This is a genomic window from Alitiscatomonas aceti, from assembly GCF_025567195.1.
In the GTDB taxonomy this organism is placed as follows: Bacteria; Bacillota; Clostridia; order Lachnospirales; family Lachnospiraceae; genus Alitiscatomonas; species Alitiscatomonas aceti.
Genome location: NZ_JAOQJF010000007.1, coordinates 1 through 16,958 on the forward strand (window position 1 = coordinate 1; position 16,958 = coordinate 16,958).

Here is a 16,958-nt window from a genome sequence, read left to right on the forward strand (position 1 = left end):
CACATGCCACACGGTGTGTAGCATGTGTCCCAACTTACTGAACCTGGACGGTTTTAAATGATACCCTTATGCGGCCGGGCCCTTGATCCCGGTGGTGGCGTTCACGTTTCCCAGCATCCACTGCATGGCTCCCGCCTGGATCGTGACCGGAGACTGGCTCAGATCACAGACCAGCTGACGCTTTTTCACATTCATCTGGGCGCTGTAAAAGGCTGTGACTGCCGATGACGGAGTGATGCTGAGATCCCGCTGGTATTCGATCACCTGGAACGCCCCAAGCCTGGAAATGATCTTCACATCGTCGTTGTCTGTAAAATTAGAAATCTGATACATAGGCTCCCTCCCTTAAGAAATCTGATAACATTGTTTTTGAATTACGGATATCTTATCATATAAGGAAGTTTCTGGCAAGAAAAACGTGCTATCCCACCAGCTGCACCAGGATCCCTCCCAGGGTCAGCATCAGAGCCCCGCAGGACCTGGTAACGATCTGGGCAAATGGAAGGAGCTCCATGCGGTGGGCGCTGCTTAAAACGGCCACATTTCCAGAGCCTCCCATGTTGGTGGTGCACATACCGGCCGCAATGGCAGATTCCAGAGGATAAAATCCCGCCAGCTTTCCCAGAACTGCCGCCGTCAGCGTGATCACAGCCACCACTGCCGCCACCGCAAGCAGATAGGGAACCGTCAGCGTCTTCAGGATCGAATTCAGGTCGATCAGCGTGAATCCGATCCCCGTAAGGGCTGCCGCCGTCCAGCTGTGGATGGCAAACTGCCCCCACTCCCTGGCCGCGTCCTCCAGGGTCTCTGACAGGATCCCCGTTCCCTTCACCAGGACCACTGCCAGGATCATCCAGGCGTAGGTGGGGATCATGGGCAGAAATTTATGGAGCACCGCCCCCAGCTGGTAAAAGGCAAAGGCTATGACCATTCCCGTACACAAGGAGCCAAAGGACGGCTTCATGGGAGGCGTTTTCTTCACCGGCCGGCCGTCGTTGACCAGGATCCCGTTTCCCGTAAGCTCCGGCCGCCTCTTTCCAAGATTATTGAGCAGGCCGCCGAAAATAATGGCCACGCAGTTTCCAAGGACTGTGGCAGGAGCCATTTTCGTCAGCATGGCCGAGGAGTCGGCTCCCAGGGCCTGGGCATATATATCCGAAAGGGGAACTGTGCCCGCAGTCATGCCGCCGCTGGTCATGGGCACTCCCAGGTACAGGATCCCGCCCCAGAAGCCCTGGCCCAGAAGGATGCCAAAGAGTCCCGAAGCCAGGATCCCCACAGCCAGAGAAGCCGCCGCCACCGGAAGAAGCCGCACCGTGGCCCGCAGCAGAAGCTTCCGGTCAATGTTAAACAGGCTCCCCGTAATCAGCGCTGAAATATAAAAGATCAGGAACCCGCTGTCATTGATGAAAAAATCCATGGTCGCATACGTCTGCTCCGGCAGTAATCCCACCGCCTGGATGGCCGCCGCGCCCAGGATGCAGATCACTGAACCACCCAGATACGTTTTCACCACCGGCACCGCATTTCCAATGGCATTCAGCCCTTCCCCGAACACCATCAGCACCAGAAATGCCGGTACCAGGCTTTTGGGTACACAGCCCGTATACATACAGGCCGATGTCAGCGCCAGTACCCCCAGATACAGCCCCAGGGGCATTTCCAGGATCGTCCGGCCATGGTCCTTATGACCCGCTCCCATCCCTGCCTTGCCTTCCTGTCTTCTTTCCAAAGCTTCCCTGCACGTTTCCAAAGCCTTTTCCTCCCTCTTAAAGCCGTCCGCTGCCGTTTTTAAAAGCTCCTCAGAGCGTCGCTGCCATCGTCCACCGTTTTTTCGATCCTTTTTACGATTACATCATACCCTGCCTTATCATTGATCTGTACATGGACCCGGTCGCCCACCTTATGGCCCAGCAGCGCCTTTCCCAGAGGCGACTCGGAGCTGATCAGGTTTTTAAGGGAATTTCCCCGGACTGTGGTGACGATCTTGTACGTTTCTGTTTCGTCGTCCTCCTCAAAATACACATCCACCGTATTATAAAGCCCGATCTCATCCTCTTTTGAATCGTCGGATATCACCTTTGCGGTCCTTATCATCCGTTCCAGGTACCGGATCCGGCTCTCATTTTTGTTTTTATCCTTTTTGGCTGCGTAATACTCAAAGTTTTCGCTGAGATCTCCCTGGGCCCTGGCCTCCTTTACCGCTTCAATGGCCTCCTTACGGACCACCAGCTTCCGGTACTCGATCTCCTCCTCCATCTTTTTTATGTCATTTTTAGTCAGTTCATTATACATGTCTGTGTTCCTCCTGTCATGAAAGGCGGCCCTTTCCTCTGCCGCCGTGCTACCATCTTACCGCGGACCGGGGAAAAAATCAACCGGCAGAAGAGAGCCGGCGCAGTCCCCTGTACCGGCCCTGAAACAGCAAAGGCTTTTTATGGGTATACATGTGGAAATCTCACCCGCTTGTTCCGGACTGGTATTTATGCTACAATGTCTGCAATACCCATTCGCCGGGTGCCTTCTGGAGTTTCTTCCTTTTACATGGGATCCGGCGTAAGAATTTCCAGAAAAGGAGAACTCCATGCTGATCACGTTCACTGCCTATATCCTGATCCCCGTTTACACCCTCCTCTTTGTGGCGGGAAGCGACTGGTTTACCACAAACTTCTCCGTTCTCGGAAATATTGCGGGCCGGAACGAGGCCTTTGTCCTCTGGGGTCTTATGGTCGGGATCTATTTCTTCGTCTGTTTAAGAAAGATCTTCCGCCACATGCCGGAAAAGCCCGCGGGAACCTGGCTGGTGCCTCTGGCCCTGGTGCTCCTGGACTTTGCCGTCACCACGCCCTATCTGCCGGAAATGTTCCCCTTAAAGGCTTACCTTCACATCGTCTTCGCCTTTCTGGCCGCCGCATGTCTGATCCTCTGCGTATTCCTTACGGTCCTAAAGCTTTACCAGAGGGATCCCAGGGAATACAGGCCATATCTCTGGGGGATCGGAATCATCGTGGCCGTCTCTGCCTTTCTTTTTATCCTGGCAGGGATCGTCAGCAGCGCCCTGGAGATCTTCTTTACGGTCTCCATGACCTGGATGGTCTATGGGCTTTATAAAAATATGACAGCAGGGGACGGCGTTTCGTAACGTCCCCTGACTGTACAGACAGCCTATTCTCTGTTTCACTGGATCAATTTGCTTCCACCTGCGATATTGTCATTACAGAATATACGTTCATGGCCTACAAACATTCTTTATTAAAGCAAGAAGGTGTCGCCATCTGGCAGCACCTTCCATGTTTTTCTTTATACAATTGGTGCTTATCCGTTGGAAAACCAGAATAACTGCCTGGAAACCTCTGAATTATTATTTAAGTGTTGGCAGCATTGACGATTGCGTCAACGCTCATTTTTGTAATATCGTTTCTGATAATCTGCAACGGCATGAAGCATACCTCCCATTCGTCAGATCAATGCTCTTGTCTGTTCAAATATCTACTTAAAGTGTCTCATACATTGCTTCCAATTCTTCCAGAAGCTTCTCCTTTGTTCTGCCAACTAACCCCAATTGCTTAATATCCACGTTTTCATCCGCTGGACAAACTCTTGAATATCGGCATAAACTCCTTGGGGAGCTGCTGTCTTGACCGTGGGATCAATCAATTCCGTCAGACGGAAAACATCATTCTTATGCTTCTTAATGTTTTTGCTGTCAACGTGTTCTCCTGCGGCCTTACGATCTGTCAAATCCATCCACGCTTTTGCCTTAAATGGAATCAAATGTGCCGCATCCAAAACAGTCACTCCATCAACAGTGACTTTCCCCTGCTTCAAGAATTCATAGTAATCCTCATCCAAAAGAATCGCGGACAGACTTGAAATATCTTCATCCATCGGCAGCGGCGTTAAAACTGCATCTTCTGGAAGCTGAATAGCATCCAGTTTTCGAGTAAAAAGTTCAATCATCGCAGGATACTGATTCGTGATAGGGTGACTAAACCGATAAAACTGCGGTGCTCCCGAACTTTTGCTGCAATGCTCATATCCCGCCTGTTTTACATATTCCCAGAATTTCTTTCCAAAATTTGCATCAACTGCGTCTATGATCAGAACAAGGTCAATATCCTTTGTTGCTCGGAAATCCAAACCTTCTTCCGTCATCAGAATGTCACACGCCGTTCCTCCAATGATGACATATTGTTCTTCACTGCCCTTGAACCATTCCTTAAAGCTGTCAATCCCTGTAACCATCTATCTTCCTCCACAGTTCATTCAGCATTTCTTCTACTGCTTCTTCAACCCGTTCATCCGCATCTTCTCTCAATGCCAATGCCAAAGAAAGTTCGTCTACAGTATTTCGCGTAGACAATTTTCGTGGATTGTATCTCCACATTTCTACGGCCACTTGCACCTGCGAATCCTGCAATCTATTGGTCATAACATCTTTCCATTGAGAGATTCTTTCTGCTGCATAGCATCTGACATTCGGTGCGTTCAGCATGGAATACTCTGCCAATGCCGAATATCCGCTTTCCAGCAAATCTGTTCCCACGAATTCTTTCGGAATATAAACCGTTCGTTTTATTGGGTTCAGCAACTTATCTCCTGCTTTTTGGAACAGTTTTTTCGGAGAATCCTCAGATTGCATGATCCTCTGTACACCTACTTTCCTGATATGCAGCAATCCCATTTCTTCAAGCTGTCTCGATGCCCTTGATATAGAAGTAGGTGTCAGTTCCAAGTCCTTCGCAGCTTGACTTGTGGATAGTTCCTGTGCCCCTCCATAAATGAAATGCAGTAGAAGCATCTGCGCCGATGGAAGGATTTCTTCCCGTGACTTTTTTTCGGCACTGCACCGTTCCTGCAAATACACTGCCATAAAGGGCAAATAAATTTGCTTTCCATCTACAATAAACGGAATCTTCTCACGAATCAAATATTCTTTCTGGCGATAGCTAAGTTCTTTTAGCACCAGCACAACGGGCAAGTTCTCATTTTTCTGTATCCGAGCAATATGCTTTTTCAGTACTTCAATCTGCTCCAGTTCTGCCTTAGGATAAAGAAAAACCATCTTCTGCTCATTCATAGACACCATCTGTAAGCGATACCTTGTGACTATAAAATTGGGTAAGTGCTTAAAATCCACATCCTCATAGGTAACCTTGACTCCAAGAACTTTATTGAGATATTCCATGTCATCACCTGCAATCTTAACTCTTTTTCTGTATTATAACTTATTTTAAGTTAAGGTACAATATTTGAGTTAAGAGTAATCAAAAATCAACATTATTAAAAGTCATTTTCACACAAAAAAACGGTGCAGCATGAGCATTACACCCACACTGCACCAGACATTCACAAAAACCCTCCCGGAAGAAATCCCGGGAGGGCTGTAAAATACCGTTTGAAATTGTCTGGCCGACAGAAATTAACGCTTGCTGAACTGCGGAGCGCGACGAGCTGCCTTTAAGCCGTACTCACCTGACCTTGATCCAAAAAGACCAGTATTCATGCGGTTTTTCAGGCTTTCCTCTCTCAGTAAACCCATAGGTAAACCCACGAAATCGCGAAATTTTTGGTGCAGTTTAACGCAGCCCGAATGCAGCATTCACAACGCTGCTTAATTCCTCAGGTTTATTATACTTGACTTTCGCATAGATGTCCATAGTCGTTTTGCTGTTCTCATGGCCTGCCAGATACTGCACTGTCTTAGGATCAACACCTTTGTAAATCAGATTGGTGATGTAGGTGTGCCGCAGCATGTGCGGAGTCACCTTGAAGTCCATCGTATACACCAGTTTGGGATTATTCGGCTGATGCTCACCAAGCCTTGGCTTTATTCTATGCTTGATGGACTGTCCATTTACATAAGTGTAATAACAGCGTTCTGCAGTAGAACGGACTGTTATGTACTTCCAGACTCTCACAAACTGTGTTTCCGTCAAAACAGTTCCCTTCGAATTCGAGATCACATATTCCGATTCTGCTTTTTCCCTTTCTTCCTTGAGACAGGCTACCAGGCATTTTGGAATCGGAACATCTCGTTTTGCTGCCGGTGTCTTCAATAGCGTGTTGACTACCGGCTCACCGCCTTCCACATGCCATGCACGCCTTACCGAAATGTACGGCGTTTTTTCATCCAGGAATACGCAGTCCCATTTTAATCCAAGGATCTCTTCTCTACGCAATCCCGCGTACAAACCGATCATCACGAAGACATACGGTGGAAGCTCACGAATGCTATCCAGCAAAATGGCAGTCTGTTCATCCGTCAAAGCCTCGCGCCGTTTCGCTGGCTTTCCGCCTCTTGCGCAAATCGTTTTGGATGGATTCTCTTTAATCACCTTGCTCTCTTCTGCTGAATTAAAAATGTTCTTAATCAGCATATTGAGCTGACCATACATTCCGGAAGAACCTTTTGATAACGGAACCATCAGCAGCCGCAGGTCATCTGTGGTCACCTCGTCCATATACATCTGTCCAATCGGACCCACGATGTACCGATTCATCATCCGTGCGTATCCTTCCAACGTATTAGTTCTTACCGTTCCAGACCGCATCAGCAACCATTTTTCACAGTACTCTTCCACGGTCGGATTCTCTCTATGGAAAACCACTTCCGCGATTTTCTTCTGGGCATCTTCCACCCGGTCATACAATTCTTCGCGTGTCAGCCCATAAATCGCCACTCTCTTTCCGTCTGCATCTGTAATCCGGGTGCGGTAATACTGTACCCCTTTCATCATCACTGTTCCGTATTCCGGAAGTTCAGCAGGACGCTTTTTCCCTTTAGCCATGTGTTCTCCTCCTATCTATCTTCATACATTGCGTGTTGTCACTTTTATTATCATGGCGTACAGCACTTCCTTCAAGGATGTCGAATGTATGTAAAAAGGGCAGGGATTTTTGACCATCCCTGCCCTAATTTCTTTCTGATTTACTCTTAATCCCACAATGCAAAAGCATCTTCCAGCACTCCTGCGAGCTGCTCTGGGCGATTATATTTCACCTTGGCGTAAATATCCATGGTGATCTTGCTGCTTTCATGACCGGCAAGATACTGAACCGTCTTCGGATCAACCGAAGCATGAATCAGATTCGTAATGTAGGTGTGCCGCAGCTGATGCGGAGTCACCTCAAAGTCCAGACTGTAAACCACATTTCCATTGTGTGCTGCCTTTTCCCCCAGAACCGGCTTCACCGTATGCTTCACCCTCTTGCCATCTTCATAGCGGTAATAGCAGCGTTCCTTGGTGGTACGGGTTACGATATACTGCCATAATCTCTTGAACTGCGTATAGGACAACGGGTCTCCATCCCGGTTTGCAACCACAAAATCCGATGTCGATGTCTTCTTCGCCTCTTTCAGACATTCCAGAAGATTGTCCGGCAGAGGGACATTCCGATGCGCTGCCTTTGTTTTCAGCTCTGTCAGAATCACCGGACGATTATGCTCCGTATGCCAGGCTCTCCGAACGGTAAGGTACGGAGCCTCGCAATCAAGATACACCGAATCCCATTGAAGTCCGAGGATTTCTTCTCTCCGCAATCCTGCGTACAGCCCCAGCATCACGAACACATACGGCGGTAAGCCGTAAATGGCATCCAGCAGCTTATCCACCTGCTCATCCGTAAGCGGGAGGCGGTCCTTCTGGGGAATCCCGCCCACATTCTTCTTCAGATAGATGGTCGGATTCTCATCAATGATCTTACTCTCCATTGCTGCCGTGAAAATACACTTATATAGAACGTTCACTGATTTGTACACGGATGCCGACTTTTTCGATGCCGCCAACAGTGCCAGGCGAATGTCATCTGCTGTTACATCTCCCATATGCATATCGCCCAAAGGCTTGATGATGTAGTTCTTCACTTTCGATGTATAGTCGATCAGCGTTGTCATCCTGATCTGTGCCGACTGCATCAGCAGCCATTTCTCGCAATACTCCTCCACTGTAGGTGTACTGCGGCGATACGTCTTGTTCTCAATCTGCTGGATCGCTTCCTGTTCCTTCTGGTACAGTTCCTCTCTCGTTCTTGCATATAAGGAAACCCGCCGTCCCTGCTGATCTGTTACACGGGTTCGATAATATTGCGTTCCCTTCATACTCACCGTACCATAATCGGGAAGCATCATTCTTCTTGCCGCCATATCATTACCTCCAATCCTGTTGATGCTTTCATTATTGCGGATTCATCGTCCATACTCAACGATGTCGATTTTCACCGCCGAAAGCTTCGAGGTTTGCGATATGTCGCAGCACGTTCCATCGGTTTTGCACGGTGCGTACATTTTGCAATGTACTCCTGAATCCCCACTTCCGTGAAATAAACGCAGCCGTTTTCCACATACTGAACATAGGAGATCAAACCGTCTGTTCTTGCAGCATCCAGTGTTTTTACGCTGATTCCCAGTATACTGGCTGCTTCTTTCCTTGTAATCAGTTTATCCATCGCCTTCTTCGCCATCCTTTCGGCATTTGCCCTGCCTTTTTTTCTCTGCTTGTTCCGGAATGTAATATCCAAGTTGAATCCTTACAGCTTCATCAATCCCACGCATCTGCCCCTTACTTACCCGCCCAAGATAGCGAATCACGCATATCTTGTCGCAGGTGTCGAGCTGTTCTGCCAATACCATAGACGGTTTTGCCAGTCCCTTTGCTTTACGGAGAAAGAAATGCGTTGGCTGTTTTCGCTTCTTCTCAATTTTCGATGTCAGCGGAGCAATCGTGATCGTCGGCGCATAATAATTGCCGACATCATTCTGAAGAACCACAACAGGACGAACACCGCCCTGCTTTGATCCGACCGGAACACCGAGATTGGCGAGATATAAATCACCTCGCCGATAAACCCAGTTTTCTTTCATATGCTGTTGTCTCCAATCTCCATACACTGATATGGATAAAGCCTGCCAGGTATCATGCTGATACAGCACCCGGCAGCGCTTTCTGAAAATATGGTTTCTCTGTACTTTTTCTTATCACCCCAGAGATGTAGGATTTCTCACAGGCGGCAGTGTGCTTCACTGCTCCATTGGAATTTAACCATCCCGCCTTCCTTATGGCCGGACCGCGAATTACGGAAGTATCATTGTCCCTGTCTGGCTTTAACACCGCCGCCGGTTGCAATCCGGCATTTGCTTCTGCGAAACCGCTATCGCCCCGATGGGCTTCATGGCGTGCAGTCGAAGGCTCGACCAAACAGGAATGTACCTGAAGAATGAGTATGCAGTTTTCAAGGGACATCCGGACTTTCGTCCTTACAAAGTAAGTTTAACAAGAATCCTCCGGTTTCGCGTTGGCCTCGTAGGCGCACTTTGGTTGTCCTTGCAGGACTACATACGGTTCGTTTTGACTTTTTCAGTGTTCTATACAGCCGGATTGAGGCAAAAAAATACCCCGTTGGTTTCCCAACGAGGCATCAAAGACGATTCTATTCTATTTTCTATAAACTGGTACCCGTTTATCTCCTGGTGACCATTTGAGTCACGGCTAATGTATCAAAAAAGCAACGCTCATCTCAGCAAATCAGACAAGCTGTATTCTCCTTTGGGGATATTTGCTGTTCTGCGATACTCTTTTATGGCTTTCACCAAGAGCTGAGGATTACTGAAATACTGCTTCACAAAATCATACGACTTCACATCATGCATCCGAAGATTTATTTTACAAAATTCGCTTGGTTTTTTTCCAGAACGCTTAAACTGATCATATGCTCCTTCCGCATGAATAATCAGCATTTCAATTTCTGGAGCAGTAATGACATTTACCACGTCAATTTTCTGCTCATATGCTTTACTCAATCGAAATTCCTCTCTGCGAGAATCCAAAATCCGTATCACAGAAATCTGCTCATCGAATCCTTTCCGTAAGTATCGCTCCTCGAATCGTTTAGCACTTCTGCAACGAATGACACGTTCTTCCAACATTTCTTCTCTGTTGAAAATCAGAAGATCATTATCAACCAGTATGTCGATAATAGCTTCTTCGGCAGAGCCTTCACATATACACGCCTTGTATTTTGCTAATTCCATTCTGCCGCCTCCTTAATTGATTGAAGCAGCCAGGCTTTTCTTCAAGCGCATATACGCTTCATATGCTGGCGTTGTTCCCTCAAGGAAGCCGCTCTGGTAAGCATCACTCTTTTTAATATCATTACGTTTCAATATATAGCTCAGATTTTCTGCTGTAATGCCATTACGGTTTCTAACGATACAAATTCCGTCATTTCGGTCATATTCGTCCAGCAGTTCCGGATAATGCGTAGTGAAAATAAGCGTTCCGCCATTTTTGTTCAGTCGGCTGTCCATAAAGAAGCGCACTAAGGTCGTTACAATTTCCTTGTTGAAATGATTCTCTATTTCATCTACCAGAAGATAACCACCTGAATGAAGAACTTCCTTTACCATCGAGAATGTAATAATACCCTTAATCGTACCAGAGGACAGATACTGCTCAAGGTCTGCCGCATTATTCAGGATAATCTCTTCTTCATCCTTAAACTTCAAGTGGATAAATGTTTTTCCCTCTGTCTGCTCAAAACACAATTTCTCAATAGTCGGATCGAGAAATGCAATTACCTCCAATGGAATATCTTCGGTAAATGGAAGCACATTCACATTCGTATAGGAAAGCAGGCTGAATATTTCCACTGTATCATTCGCTTTTTTATTATGCGCAATGACAAAGCTGACATCATCAGAAAGGTATGCTTCATCGCTATTGCGCTGCTCTACAGGCTTCATTCCTGTAAAATCTGTCAGATACTTTTTCGACTTAACGGTTGCAATCGGTTTTTCCCAAAGGCTTTCAGACAGAATCGAATACACATATTCCCCTGTTTTCGACTTCTTTGCCGCAATTACAGTTTCCAAGCAGCAGACGTAGCTACGCTTATCATAAAAATATGTGCGGATTGTAACATTCTTCGCTCCGCCAAGAATGCTTTTTGCCTCCACATGATTGATGGGCTCATTTTTCACAATATTTAAGGCCAAGCTAATGACCTTTAATACCGAGGTCTTGCCAGATGCGTTAATTCCAATGAAAGCACAGGCAGAGTGGAGATAGTAGTTATCCGTCAAACGGTAAAGACTATCTTTGTCCTCTTCGCAAACACGTTGCTGCGTATAAAAGCAAATATCCAAGTCTTTTTTGAATAATGGGAGTCCTTGTGCGGTGATGCGGAGTATTTTCATAGGTAGTCCTCCTCTAAAAACGGTTTTTTTGTTTTTATTTTCTTATAATCTTATTATACGCCGCAAATCAGAAAATATCAACGGATTTTCCGTTTTTATTTTCTGATTTGTTTTTGACACTAAAAAGTATCCGTTCAATATGGCAAGCCCTGTGATTGCTGACCCGTTCCACCGCATGAAATACATGGAGCGTCATGGAAGCGGCCTACGCAAAATCGTCAGGGAAACCGAAAAGCCGCCTGGATATACAGCGGCATATAATCCGAAAATTTTCTCAACGGCAACAGATTTCAGAGTCATCTTGAAAAATGTAAATTACCAACTTAGTCAGAAAAACTTAGTCAATGACCAAGTTAGTGAGCAAGATAAATCGCCGGACATCCCACACACAGTTTTGAATCTTTGTATCCACCTTATTGCCCACGGCAGTGAGGGTGCTCAAATCACTCATGCTCACTCTATCATGGGTACAGCCAATGATAAGTCCTATGACGCAACCCATGATACAACCCATGATAACTTAGAGGATGACACCCATCAAGGTATCCACCAAGATAGCCACCATGATTCTACGCCGTCAGCAGTTATATTGCGCCTAATGCTTTTTAGATTTTCTTCGCAATCGTAGACAGCTCCGAAATAATACTAAGAAGATCATTTTTGACTTCCTCTTTGCTTGGCTCGCTGCCCATCAGAAGATAATCCGTGCTGACATGGAGGATGCAGGACAGTTCAATCAGCAAGTCAATAGAGCAGCTGCGTTCACCGTTCTCCATGCGGCTGACATGCTGCTTGCTTGCCAGGCCCAGGCGAACCGCCAGTTCCTCCTGCGTAATGCCACGGGAAGTGCGAACATCGTGAAGTCTCTTACCAAACTCTTTTGCGTCAAAATACATACGTTTCTCCTTCCGCACAGCCGGTACAGAACCGGATCGACGGAAGGTCAAAAAAAGAGCCGCATGACGGTGAAGAAAAATCCTGTGCCGATAAAACAGAACATGGGTATCCCATAATTCTGTCTCATGCGGCATTCGGAAGACTTCGCCTGTCAGCGGCTCCACAGCACAGCTATGACTTATAAAATTGTGTTAATAGGGTTATTTATTGTCATCTCAACCATTCAAAGACGAATAGTAGAGCTGCAATCTCCGTAATCTTCTCATCTCCAAAACATTGAAGACGGTCTCGCGTCCGCAGGCCTTGCATTTGGTCTGCACATGTCCTCTGGTATCCTCAAAGACGATGATTGAACTGTGTCGGCAATAAGGGCACCTGACAATCCTGGGCTTTTGCGAAGCAATCGCATCCTTTGCCCGGATGATTTTAATCTGCATTTCCGCAGATGGTTCCGATACTCTGATATTCCTGCTCATGGCCACACCTCCAATGGATCACGATATTCATAATCCTTTTTCCGGTTCAGATAGCCCAGTTGTTCCAAGCGTATAGCAGCTGCCGATTTCGAAACGCCAAAGACACCACAGAAAGTATCTATCTTCACCTAGTCTTTGTCATAAAAACGCCATCCATAACATGTCAGAGGCTTTCTGCTGTTGATGAACCACATCGCCCGATCCACTTCTGACTGGGGCATCAGGATGGCAGCTCCCAGCGAATTGGCCTGCCACTCGTTCCAATCTTCCTGCGTTCTCAGGATGCGGGAGCCATTTCCCCGCACTTCCGATCTCTTATGGCAGGCTATCTTTCGGTCATCGGCATCCAGCTGAAACAAAATCTGGTGAGCACACTCATGTGCCAGCGTAAACCTGCGTTTTCCGCAGAGTTTCCGGATATTCGCCGGTTCAATGAAGCTCTTATCCAGGACCACATCATTGGTTTTCAGAAAGATGCTTCTCTGACTTCCATCGACTTCTATCTGATATTCCGTATCCACATACGCGGTCAGACCATAGATGCTACCGTCCGAGGATAGTTTTTGAAATGACAACTTCAAGTTCAGATAATCGGATGCAAACTGGTCAATGGGTGTCGGAAGCGCAAATCTTGCCGGATCATCTGCTTCGCTGCCGAAAAAGGACTTTTGAAAATCTCTTATCACTGCAACAGCGATTTCTTCTATTTTTTTCTGTGAAAGGATCATAGGCACTGCTCCTTTGCCTCAACGAACCATTTTTCATCTTCGTTGAACAGAAAACTCTCATGCCCACCGATCATGACCGTATAACGAATTCCGCAGCCGCCCACTTTCGTTGAAGAAGCTCGGCACTTATGCTTCAATCGGTCGATCTCATACACCCGTCCGTCAATCCATCGAATTAGGCGCGGGCGGATATTCCCCTCTGCATCCACATCCAAGTTCACAGGTACATATACTTTTCTACATTTCTGTTCCGACATATTCTACGCTCCTCCTCTGTAAACCGGCGAATGTGTTGACTTCTTTTAGCAAAGAACTCACCAGATTCTACCGGTGCTGTATTAACCAATCATTCCTGTCGGCATAACCAAATCCACTTTTCGCTCTGTCGGCATCTTGCTTTTCTGAAAAAGTACCCCATTTTTAATCGCATCTTTCCCGAATCGGAATCGAATCTGCTCAATCGCTGCGTCTAGCCGTTCCTGGCGATCCAGTGATTTCACGTCGGTGAATAGGTCGTATTGTATCGGACAATCCTCTTCAAACAGGTTGATTGCCCGAACCGTCACTGAACGAATCGGATGCTCCCACTGATAGTTCTTTGCAAACAGAACAAATGCGGTTTTCGCCAGATAGGTGGGGCTTTGTGTCGGAATACCAATCCGGCACTGCCACTCTTTCGTGTAAAGCTCGTTGTTGCGGATGGAAATCGCTATTCCGCCAGCTTTCTTTTTATGTGCTCGCAGCTTGGTTCCGATCTCCTGCACCAGTTCCAGCATGACACACCAGACTTCGGCGTTATTCTCCAAATCCTGCATGGTCGTTATCCCGTGCCCAATGCTCTTTACTGGGGAGACATAATCGGAACGCATAACCGGCGAATCATCCAGTCCATTGGCATATTTCTTAATCGTCAGTCCATTCTTTCCAAGGCGGCACTTCAAGAAATCATCCGATGTTGCAGCAAGCTCTCCAATGGTATGAATCCCATAACCGGACAGAACATTCTCGGTCGCTCTGCCGACTCCAAGCAAATCAGAGGCGGGAAGACACCAAATCTTCTCCCGGAATGAATCTGCTTCGATGCAGGTAATCGCATCCGGCTTTTTCATATCCGACCCAAGCTTGGCAAAAATCTTGTTGAAACTCACTCCTGCGGAAATCGTAAGTCCCAATTCAAACTTAACCGTTCTGCGAATCTCATCTGCAATTTCAAATCCGGTTCCCATGCAGCCGCTTCCGGTCACATCCAGCCAGCATTCGTCCATCCCATACGGCTCGATCTGATCGGTATAGCGACCGTATATTTCACGAGCCAGCTTTGAAAACTTCATATATTGCTCATAGTGCGGCTCCACGATCACAAGATTCTGGCACTTCTGCTTTGCTTGCCAGATTGCCTCTCCCGTGGAAACGCCAAACGCCTTTGCTGCATAGTTCTTCGCAAGTACGATGCCATGCCGTTCCTCCACAGAACCGCACACTGCCACCGGCTTGTTCTTCAGTTCCGGGTTCAGCATACACTCGACAGAGGCATAGAAATTATTCATATCACAATGAAGAATCACTCTTTGCATCCCGTATTCCTCCTCTCCGTTCGTGAAAGCACGAACAACTTTTCACGAACGCATTGACACACAGCATTTCTTGTGATACTATAATTACACGAATTGTATTTCGTGTTTTCATCGTCATTATAGCAAGTACAGTTTTTCGTGTCAATAGTCTTTTATGAAATAGTGTTCGTGCTCGTCATCAAAAAAGAAAGAGGTATTCCTATGGTCTTCAAAGAAAGGTTGAAAGAAAAAAGAACAGAAGCCAATTTAACTCAGGTAGAACTTGCAGAGAAGGCCGGTGTAACCGCCCGCACAATTCAGAATTATGAGCTTGGCAGCCGTAAACCATCCAATATGGTCACGATCCAGAAGATTGCGGATGCGCTGAATACTACTACTGAGTACCTGCTGGGAAGCAGCGGCACCTACGTTGTAGAAGCTCATGAAAAAGGCGGCGCAAAAGCAGCGAAAGATATTGAAGAACTGGTCAGCGAAGTGACCGGTATGTTCGCTGGCGGCGAATTAAGCGAAGATGCCATCGAAGGAGCTTATAAAGCTCTGACCGATGCCTACTGGATTGCCAAAGAGAACAATAAAAAATACGCCCCGAAAACGAGGCGTAAAAAATCCGATCAGTGATATTTATCGTACACACTTTTCGCTATACTGTAAACTGGAGGTGGTATGATGAATGCGGAACAGCTTTCACGGGTCGGTGAGAAACTGGTAAAACGCTGCGGTTCCAGAGACCCTTTTGAAATTGCAAGGCAGCTTGGTATCAATGTCATGCTTTGCGAAAATTTCGGCTCCCTGAAGGGAATGTACCGGGTGATTAAACGAAATCGCTTTATTTTCCTGAATAACAGTCTGGATGAAAATATGCTGCGCATCGTGTGCGCACATGAATTAGGGCATGACCAGCTTCACCGGAATATGGCGAAAACCACCCCGATTCATGAGTTCATGCTCTATGACATGAAATCCAAACCGGAATATGAGGCCAATATCGTAGCAGCGGAGATCCTGATGGACAGCAACGAAGTCCTTCGCTACATCTATGAGTATGGATACACAGCCGAGCAGATCGCCAGCGCGATGTCCACTGACATCAATCTGGTTGCGCTGAAGGTAGCACACCTGGCCACACTTGGATATAATCTGCACGCACTGGAACATAAGAGCAACTTTTTGAAATAATGTACCTTCGAGGAGCCTGGACTGGCTCCTCTTTTTTGTTGCAAATTATGCAGGCGGTGCTTGCACAATTATCAGCCTAACATCTGCATGCGATAGAGCTTCACTTTTTCCTCAAACGGCAGTCCCGGATCAATGCCGACTTCTTCCCACATCACACCATATGGTGCGCCGCCATCTGTATATCCAGCGATAAAAGCAAAACGACCATCGCAGTCCTCATACAGTTCTGCCAGCCGCTCCCGTTCCTTCGCTTCCCGCTCCATTCTCCGCTGCCGGAGCCGCTGTTCTTCGGCCCGTTTAATCTGGTCGAGCTGCTCCTGTGTATAGTTGAGCCCCAGCTCCTGCAAATCTTTAGCAGCCGTCACTGCATCCACATGAAAGCGTTCCCGGTAATGCTTGTTCATCTTTTTCGGTGAGCCGGTATAGGTGAGCAGCCACTGCTTGCCTTTTCGGAGGCGTGTTTCCTTTCGCTCAGCCTTCGTCAGCTTCTTTTTCTTTGCCATTTGCGGAATCTCCCGGATTATTTGCTGGTAACTTTCTGTTTCGCTTTTTCGGTGCTGTCAGCTCATAGCTCAAAGAAAGCAGGTCTTTGATGGCATCATCCAGTTCTGGTTTGCCGAGCTGAATACTGAGCCATTTTTCTTTGTTCATGTGATAGGCCGGAAAATAGCCGTCCTGCCTGCGAAGAGAGCCGATCAGCAGCGGATCACTTTTCACATTAAGGACATCAATGATGCCTACTTCCGGCAGTCTCAACTTATCAGCGGATACTTCCAAAACCACACCATACCATTTATTATTGTCGTTGTGCCGCAGCACAGCATTCCAGTCATGCCAGGGGTATTCCGGCTCTGTGCCGTACTGCTGACGTATCCATGTAAATAATTCTTGTCGTGTCACTCCATCGCTTCCC

Annotated in this window: 20 protein-coding genes and 1 pseudogene; 4 read left to right on the forward strand and 17 right to left on the reverse strand. The window is 47.0% G+C overall.

Going from position 1 to position 16,958, the window contains the following annotated elements:
- Window positions 1–66: 66 nt before the first annotated feature.
- From OCV69_RS04750 to greA, 3 genes are all read right to left on the reverse strand, one after another.
- Window positions 67–333 carry a hypothetical protein gene (locus OCV69_RS04750; protein WP_331485638.1) on the reverse strand — a complete coding sequence of 89 codons (267 nt, stop codon included), beginning with the start codon at window positions 331–333 and terminating at the stop codon, window positions 67–69.
- Window positions 334–421: 88 nt separating this feature from the next.
- Window positions 422–1,753, reverse strand: a complete 1,332-nt coding sequence (locus OCV69_RS04755) for a 2-hydroxycarboxylate transporter family protein (protein ID WP_262563006.1) — start codon at window positions 1,751–1,753, stop codon at window positions 422–424.
- A 38-nt stretch (window positions 1,754–1,791) separates the two neighbouring features.
- On the reverse strand, window positions 1,792–2,295 hold the full coding sequence (gene greA, locus OCV69_RS04760) for a transcription elongation factor GreA (protein WP_022273568.1): 504 nt from the start codon (window positions 2,293–2,295) through the stop codon (window positions 1,792–1,794).
- Window positions 2,296–2,584: 289 nt separating this feature from the next.
- Between greA and OCV69_RS04765 the strand changes: the two genes are divergently transcribed.
- Entirely contained in the window at window positions 2,585–3,142 is a 558-nt protein-coding gene (locus OCV69_RS04765; RefSeq protein ID WP_158358203.1) for a hypothetical protein, read from the forward strand.
- A gap of 410 nt (window positions 3,143–3,552) precedes the next feature.
- Here the strand turns inward: OCV69_RS04765 and OCV69_RS04770 are convergent, their stop codons facing one another.
- The 8 genes from OCV69_RS04770 to OCV69_RS04805 all read right to left on the reverse strand — a co-directional run bounded on the left by OCV69_RS04770 (window position 3,553) and on the right by OCV69_RS04805 (window position 11,194).
- Window positions 3,553–4,245, reverse strand: coding sequence for a hypothetical protein (locus tag OCV69_RS04770; RefSeq protein ID WP_262563007.1), 693 nt, complete (start codon window positions 4,243–4,245; stop codon window positions 3,553–3,555).
- Window positions 4,229–5,188: a helix-turn-helix domain-containing protein gene (locus OCV69_RS04775; protein ID WP_158358201.1), complete on the reverse strand. Its 960-nt coding sequence runs from the start codon at window positions 5,186–5,188 to the stop codon at window positions 4,229–4,231. The genes OCV69_RS04770 and OCV69_RS04775 overlap by 17 nt, the downstream gene beginning before the upstream one ends.
- Window positions 5,189–5,579: 391 nt before the next feature.
- Window positions 5,580–6,791: a tyrosine-type recombinase/integrase gene (locus OCV69_RS04780; protein WP_158358199.1), complete on the reverse strand. Its 1,212-nt coding sequence runs from the start codon at window positions 6,789–6,791 to the stop codon at window positions 5,580–5,582.
- A gap of 146 nt (window positions 6,792–6,937) precedes the next feature.
- On the reverse strand, window positions 6,938–8,146 hold the full coding sequence (locus OCV69_RS04785; RefSeq protein WP_158358197.1) for a tyrosine-type recombinase/integrase: 1,209 nt from the start codon (window positions 8,144–8,146) through the stop codon (window positions 6,938–6,940).
- A 71-nt stretch (window positions 8,147–8,217) separates the two neighbouring features.
- Window positions 8,218–8,448, reverse strand: a complete 231-nt coding sequence (locus OCV69_RS04790) for a MerR family transcriptional regulator (protein ID WP_002576363.1) — start codon at window positions 8,446–8,448, stop codon at window positions 8,218–8,220.
- Window positions 8,441–8,863 (reverse strand): type II toxin-antitoxin system PemK/MazF family toxin, encoded by a 423-nt coding sequence (locus OCV69_RS04795; protein ID WP_002576364.1) that lies wholly within the window; start codon window positions 8,861–8,863, stop codon window positions 8,441–8,443. Before OCV69_RS04795 ends, OCV69_RS04790 begins: the two co-directional genes overlap by 8 nt.
- 648 nt (window positions 8,864–9,511) lie before the next feature.
- On the reverse strand, window positions 9,512–10,030 hold the full coding sequence (locus OCV69_RS04800; protein WP_002576365.1) for a hypothetical protein: 519 nt from the start codon (window positions 10,028–10,030) through the stop codon (window positions 9,512–9,514).
- A 12-nt stretch (window positions 10,031–10,042) separates the two neighbouring features.
- On the reverse strand, window positions 10,043–11,194 hold the full coding sequence (locus OCV69_RS04805) for an AAA family ATPase (protein ID WP_008396556.1): 1,152 nt from the start codon (window positions 11,192–11,194) through the stop codon (window positions 10,043–10,045).
- Window positions 11,195–11,339: 145 nt separating this feature from the next.
- On the opposite strand from OCV69_RS04805, the pseudogene OCV69_RS16970 reads away from it, so the two are divergent.
- Window positions 11,340–11,522 (forward strand): annotated as a pseudogene (locus OCV69_RS16970) (ATP-binding protein); the annotation flags it as partial.
- A 277-nt stretch (window positions 11,523–11,799) separates the two neighbouring features.
- Here OCV69_RS16970 and OCV69_RS04815 read toward each other — a convergent pair.
- The 4 genes from OCV69_RS04815 to OCV69_RS04830 all read right to left on the reverse strand — a co-directional run bounded on the left by OCV69_RS04815 (window position 11,800) and on the right by OCV69_RS04830 (window position 14,869).
- Window positions 11,800–12,090: a helix-turn-helix domain-containing protein gene (locus OCV69_RS04815; RefSeq protein WP_002576367.1), complete on the reverse strand. Its 291-nt coding sequence runs from the start codon at window positions 12,088–12,090 to the stop codon at window positions 11,800–11,802.
- Window positions 12,091–12,695: 605 nt separating this feature from the next.
- Complete coding sequence (locus tag OCV69_RS04820) at window positions 12,696–13,295, reverse strand: ImmA/IrrE family metallo-endopeptidase (RefSeq protein WP_262563008.1); 600 nt, start codon at window positions 13,293–13,295, stop codon at window positions 12,696–12,698.
- Window positions 13,292–13,552, reverse strand: coding sequence for a hypothetical protein (locus OCV69_RS04825; protein WP_008396548.1), 261 nt, complete (start codon window positions 13,550–13,552; stop codon window positions 13,292–13,294). The genes OCV69_RS04820 and OCV69_RS04825 overlap by 4 nt, the downstream gene beginning before the upstream one ends.
- A gap of 81 nt (window positions 13,553–13,633) precedes the next feature.
- Entirely contained in the window at window positions 13,634–14,869 is a 1,236-nt protein-coding gene (locus tag OCV69_RS04830; protein WP_158358191.1) for a DNA polymerase Y family protein, read from the reverse strand.
- 201 nt (window positions 14,870–15,070) lie between these two features.
- Between OCV69_RS04830 and OCV69_RS04835 the strand changes: the two genes are divergently transcribed.
- Together OCV69_RS04835 and OCV69_RS04840 are read left to right on the forward strand one after the other, a co-directional pair.
- Window positions 15,071–15,487 carry a helix-turn-helix domain-containing protein gene (locus tag OCV69_RS04835; protein WP_002576372.1) on the forward strand — a complete coding sequence of 139 codons (417 nt, stop codon included), beginning with the start codon at window positions 15,071–15,073 and terminating at the stop codon, window positions 15,485–15,487.
- Between the two features lie 45 nt (window positions 15,488–15,532).
- The gene (locus OCV69_RS04840) at window positions 15,533–16,045 is read left to right on the forward strand and encodes an ImmA/IrrE family metallo-endopeptidase (protein WP_257360077.1); all 513 of its coding nucleotides are present in this window, start codon (window positions 15,533–15,535) and stop codon (window positions 16,043–16,045) included.
- A 71-nt stretch (window positions 16,046–16,116) separates the two neighbouring features.
- On the opposite strand, the gene OCV69_RS04845 is transcribed toward OCV69_RS04840, so the two are convergent.
- Both OCV69_RS04845 and OCV69_RS04850 read right to left on the reverse strand, forming a co-directional pair.
- Entirely contained in the window at window positions 16,117–16,548 is a 432-nt protein-coding gene (locus OCV69_RS04845; protein ID WP_158358187.1) for a hypothetical protein, read from the reverse strand.
- Entirely contained in the window at window positions 16,517–16,945 is a 429-nt protein-coding gene (locus OCV69_RS04850) for an MmcQ/YjbR family DNA-binding protein (RefSeq protein ID WP_158358185.1), read from the reverse strand. The genes OCV69_RS04845 and OCV69_RS04850 overlap by 32 nt, the downstream gene beginning before the upstream one ends.
- Window positions 16,946–16,958: the final 13 nt, after the last annotated feature.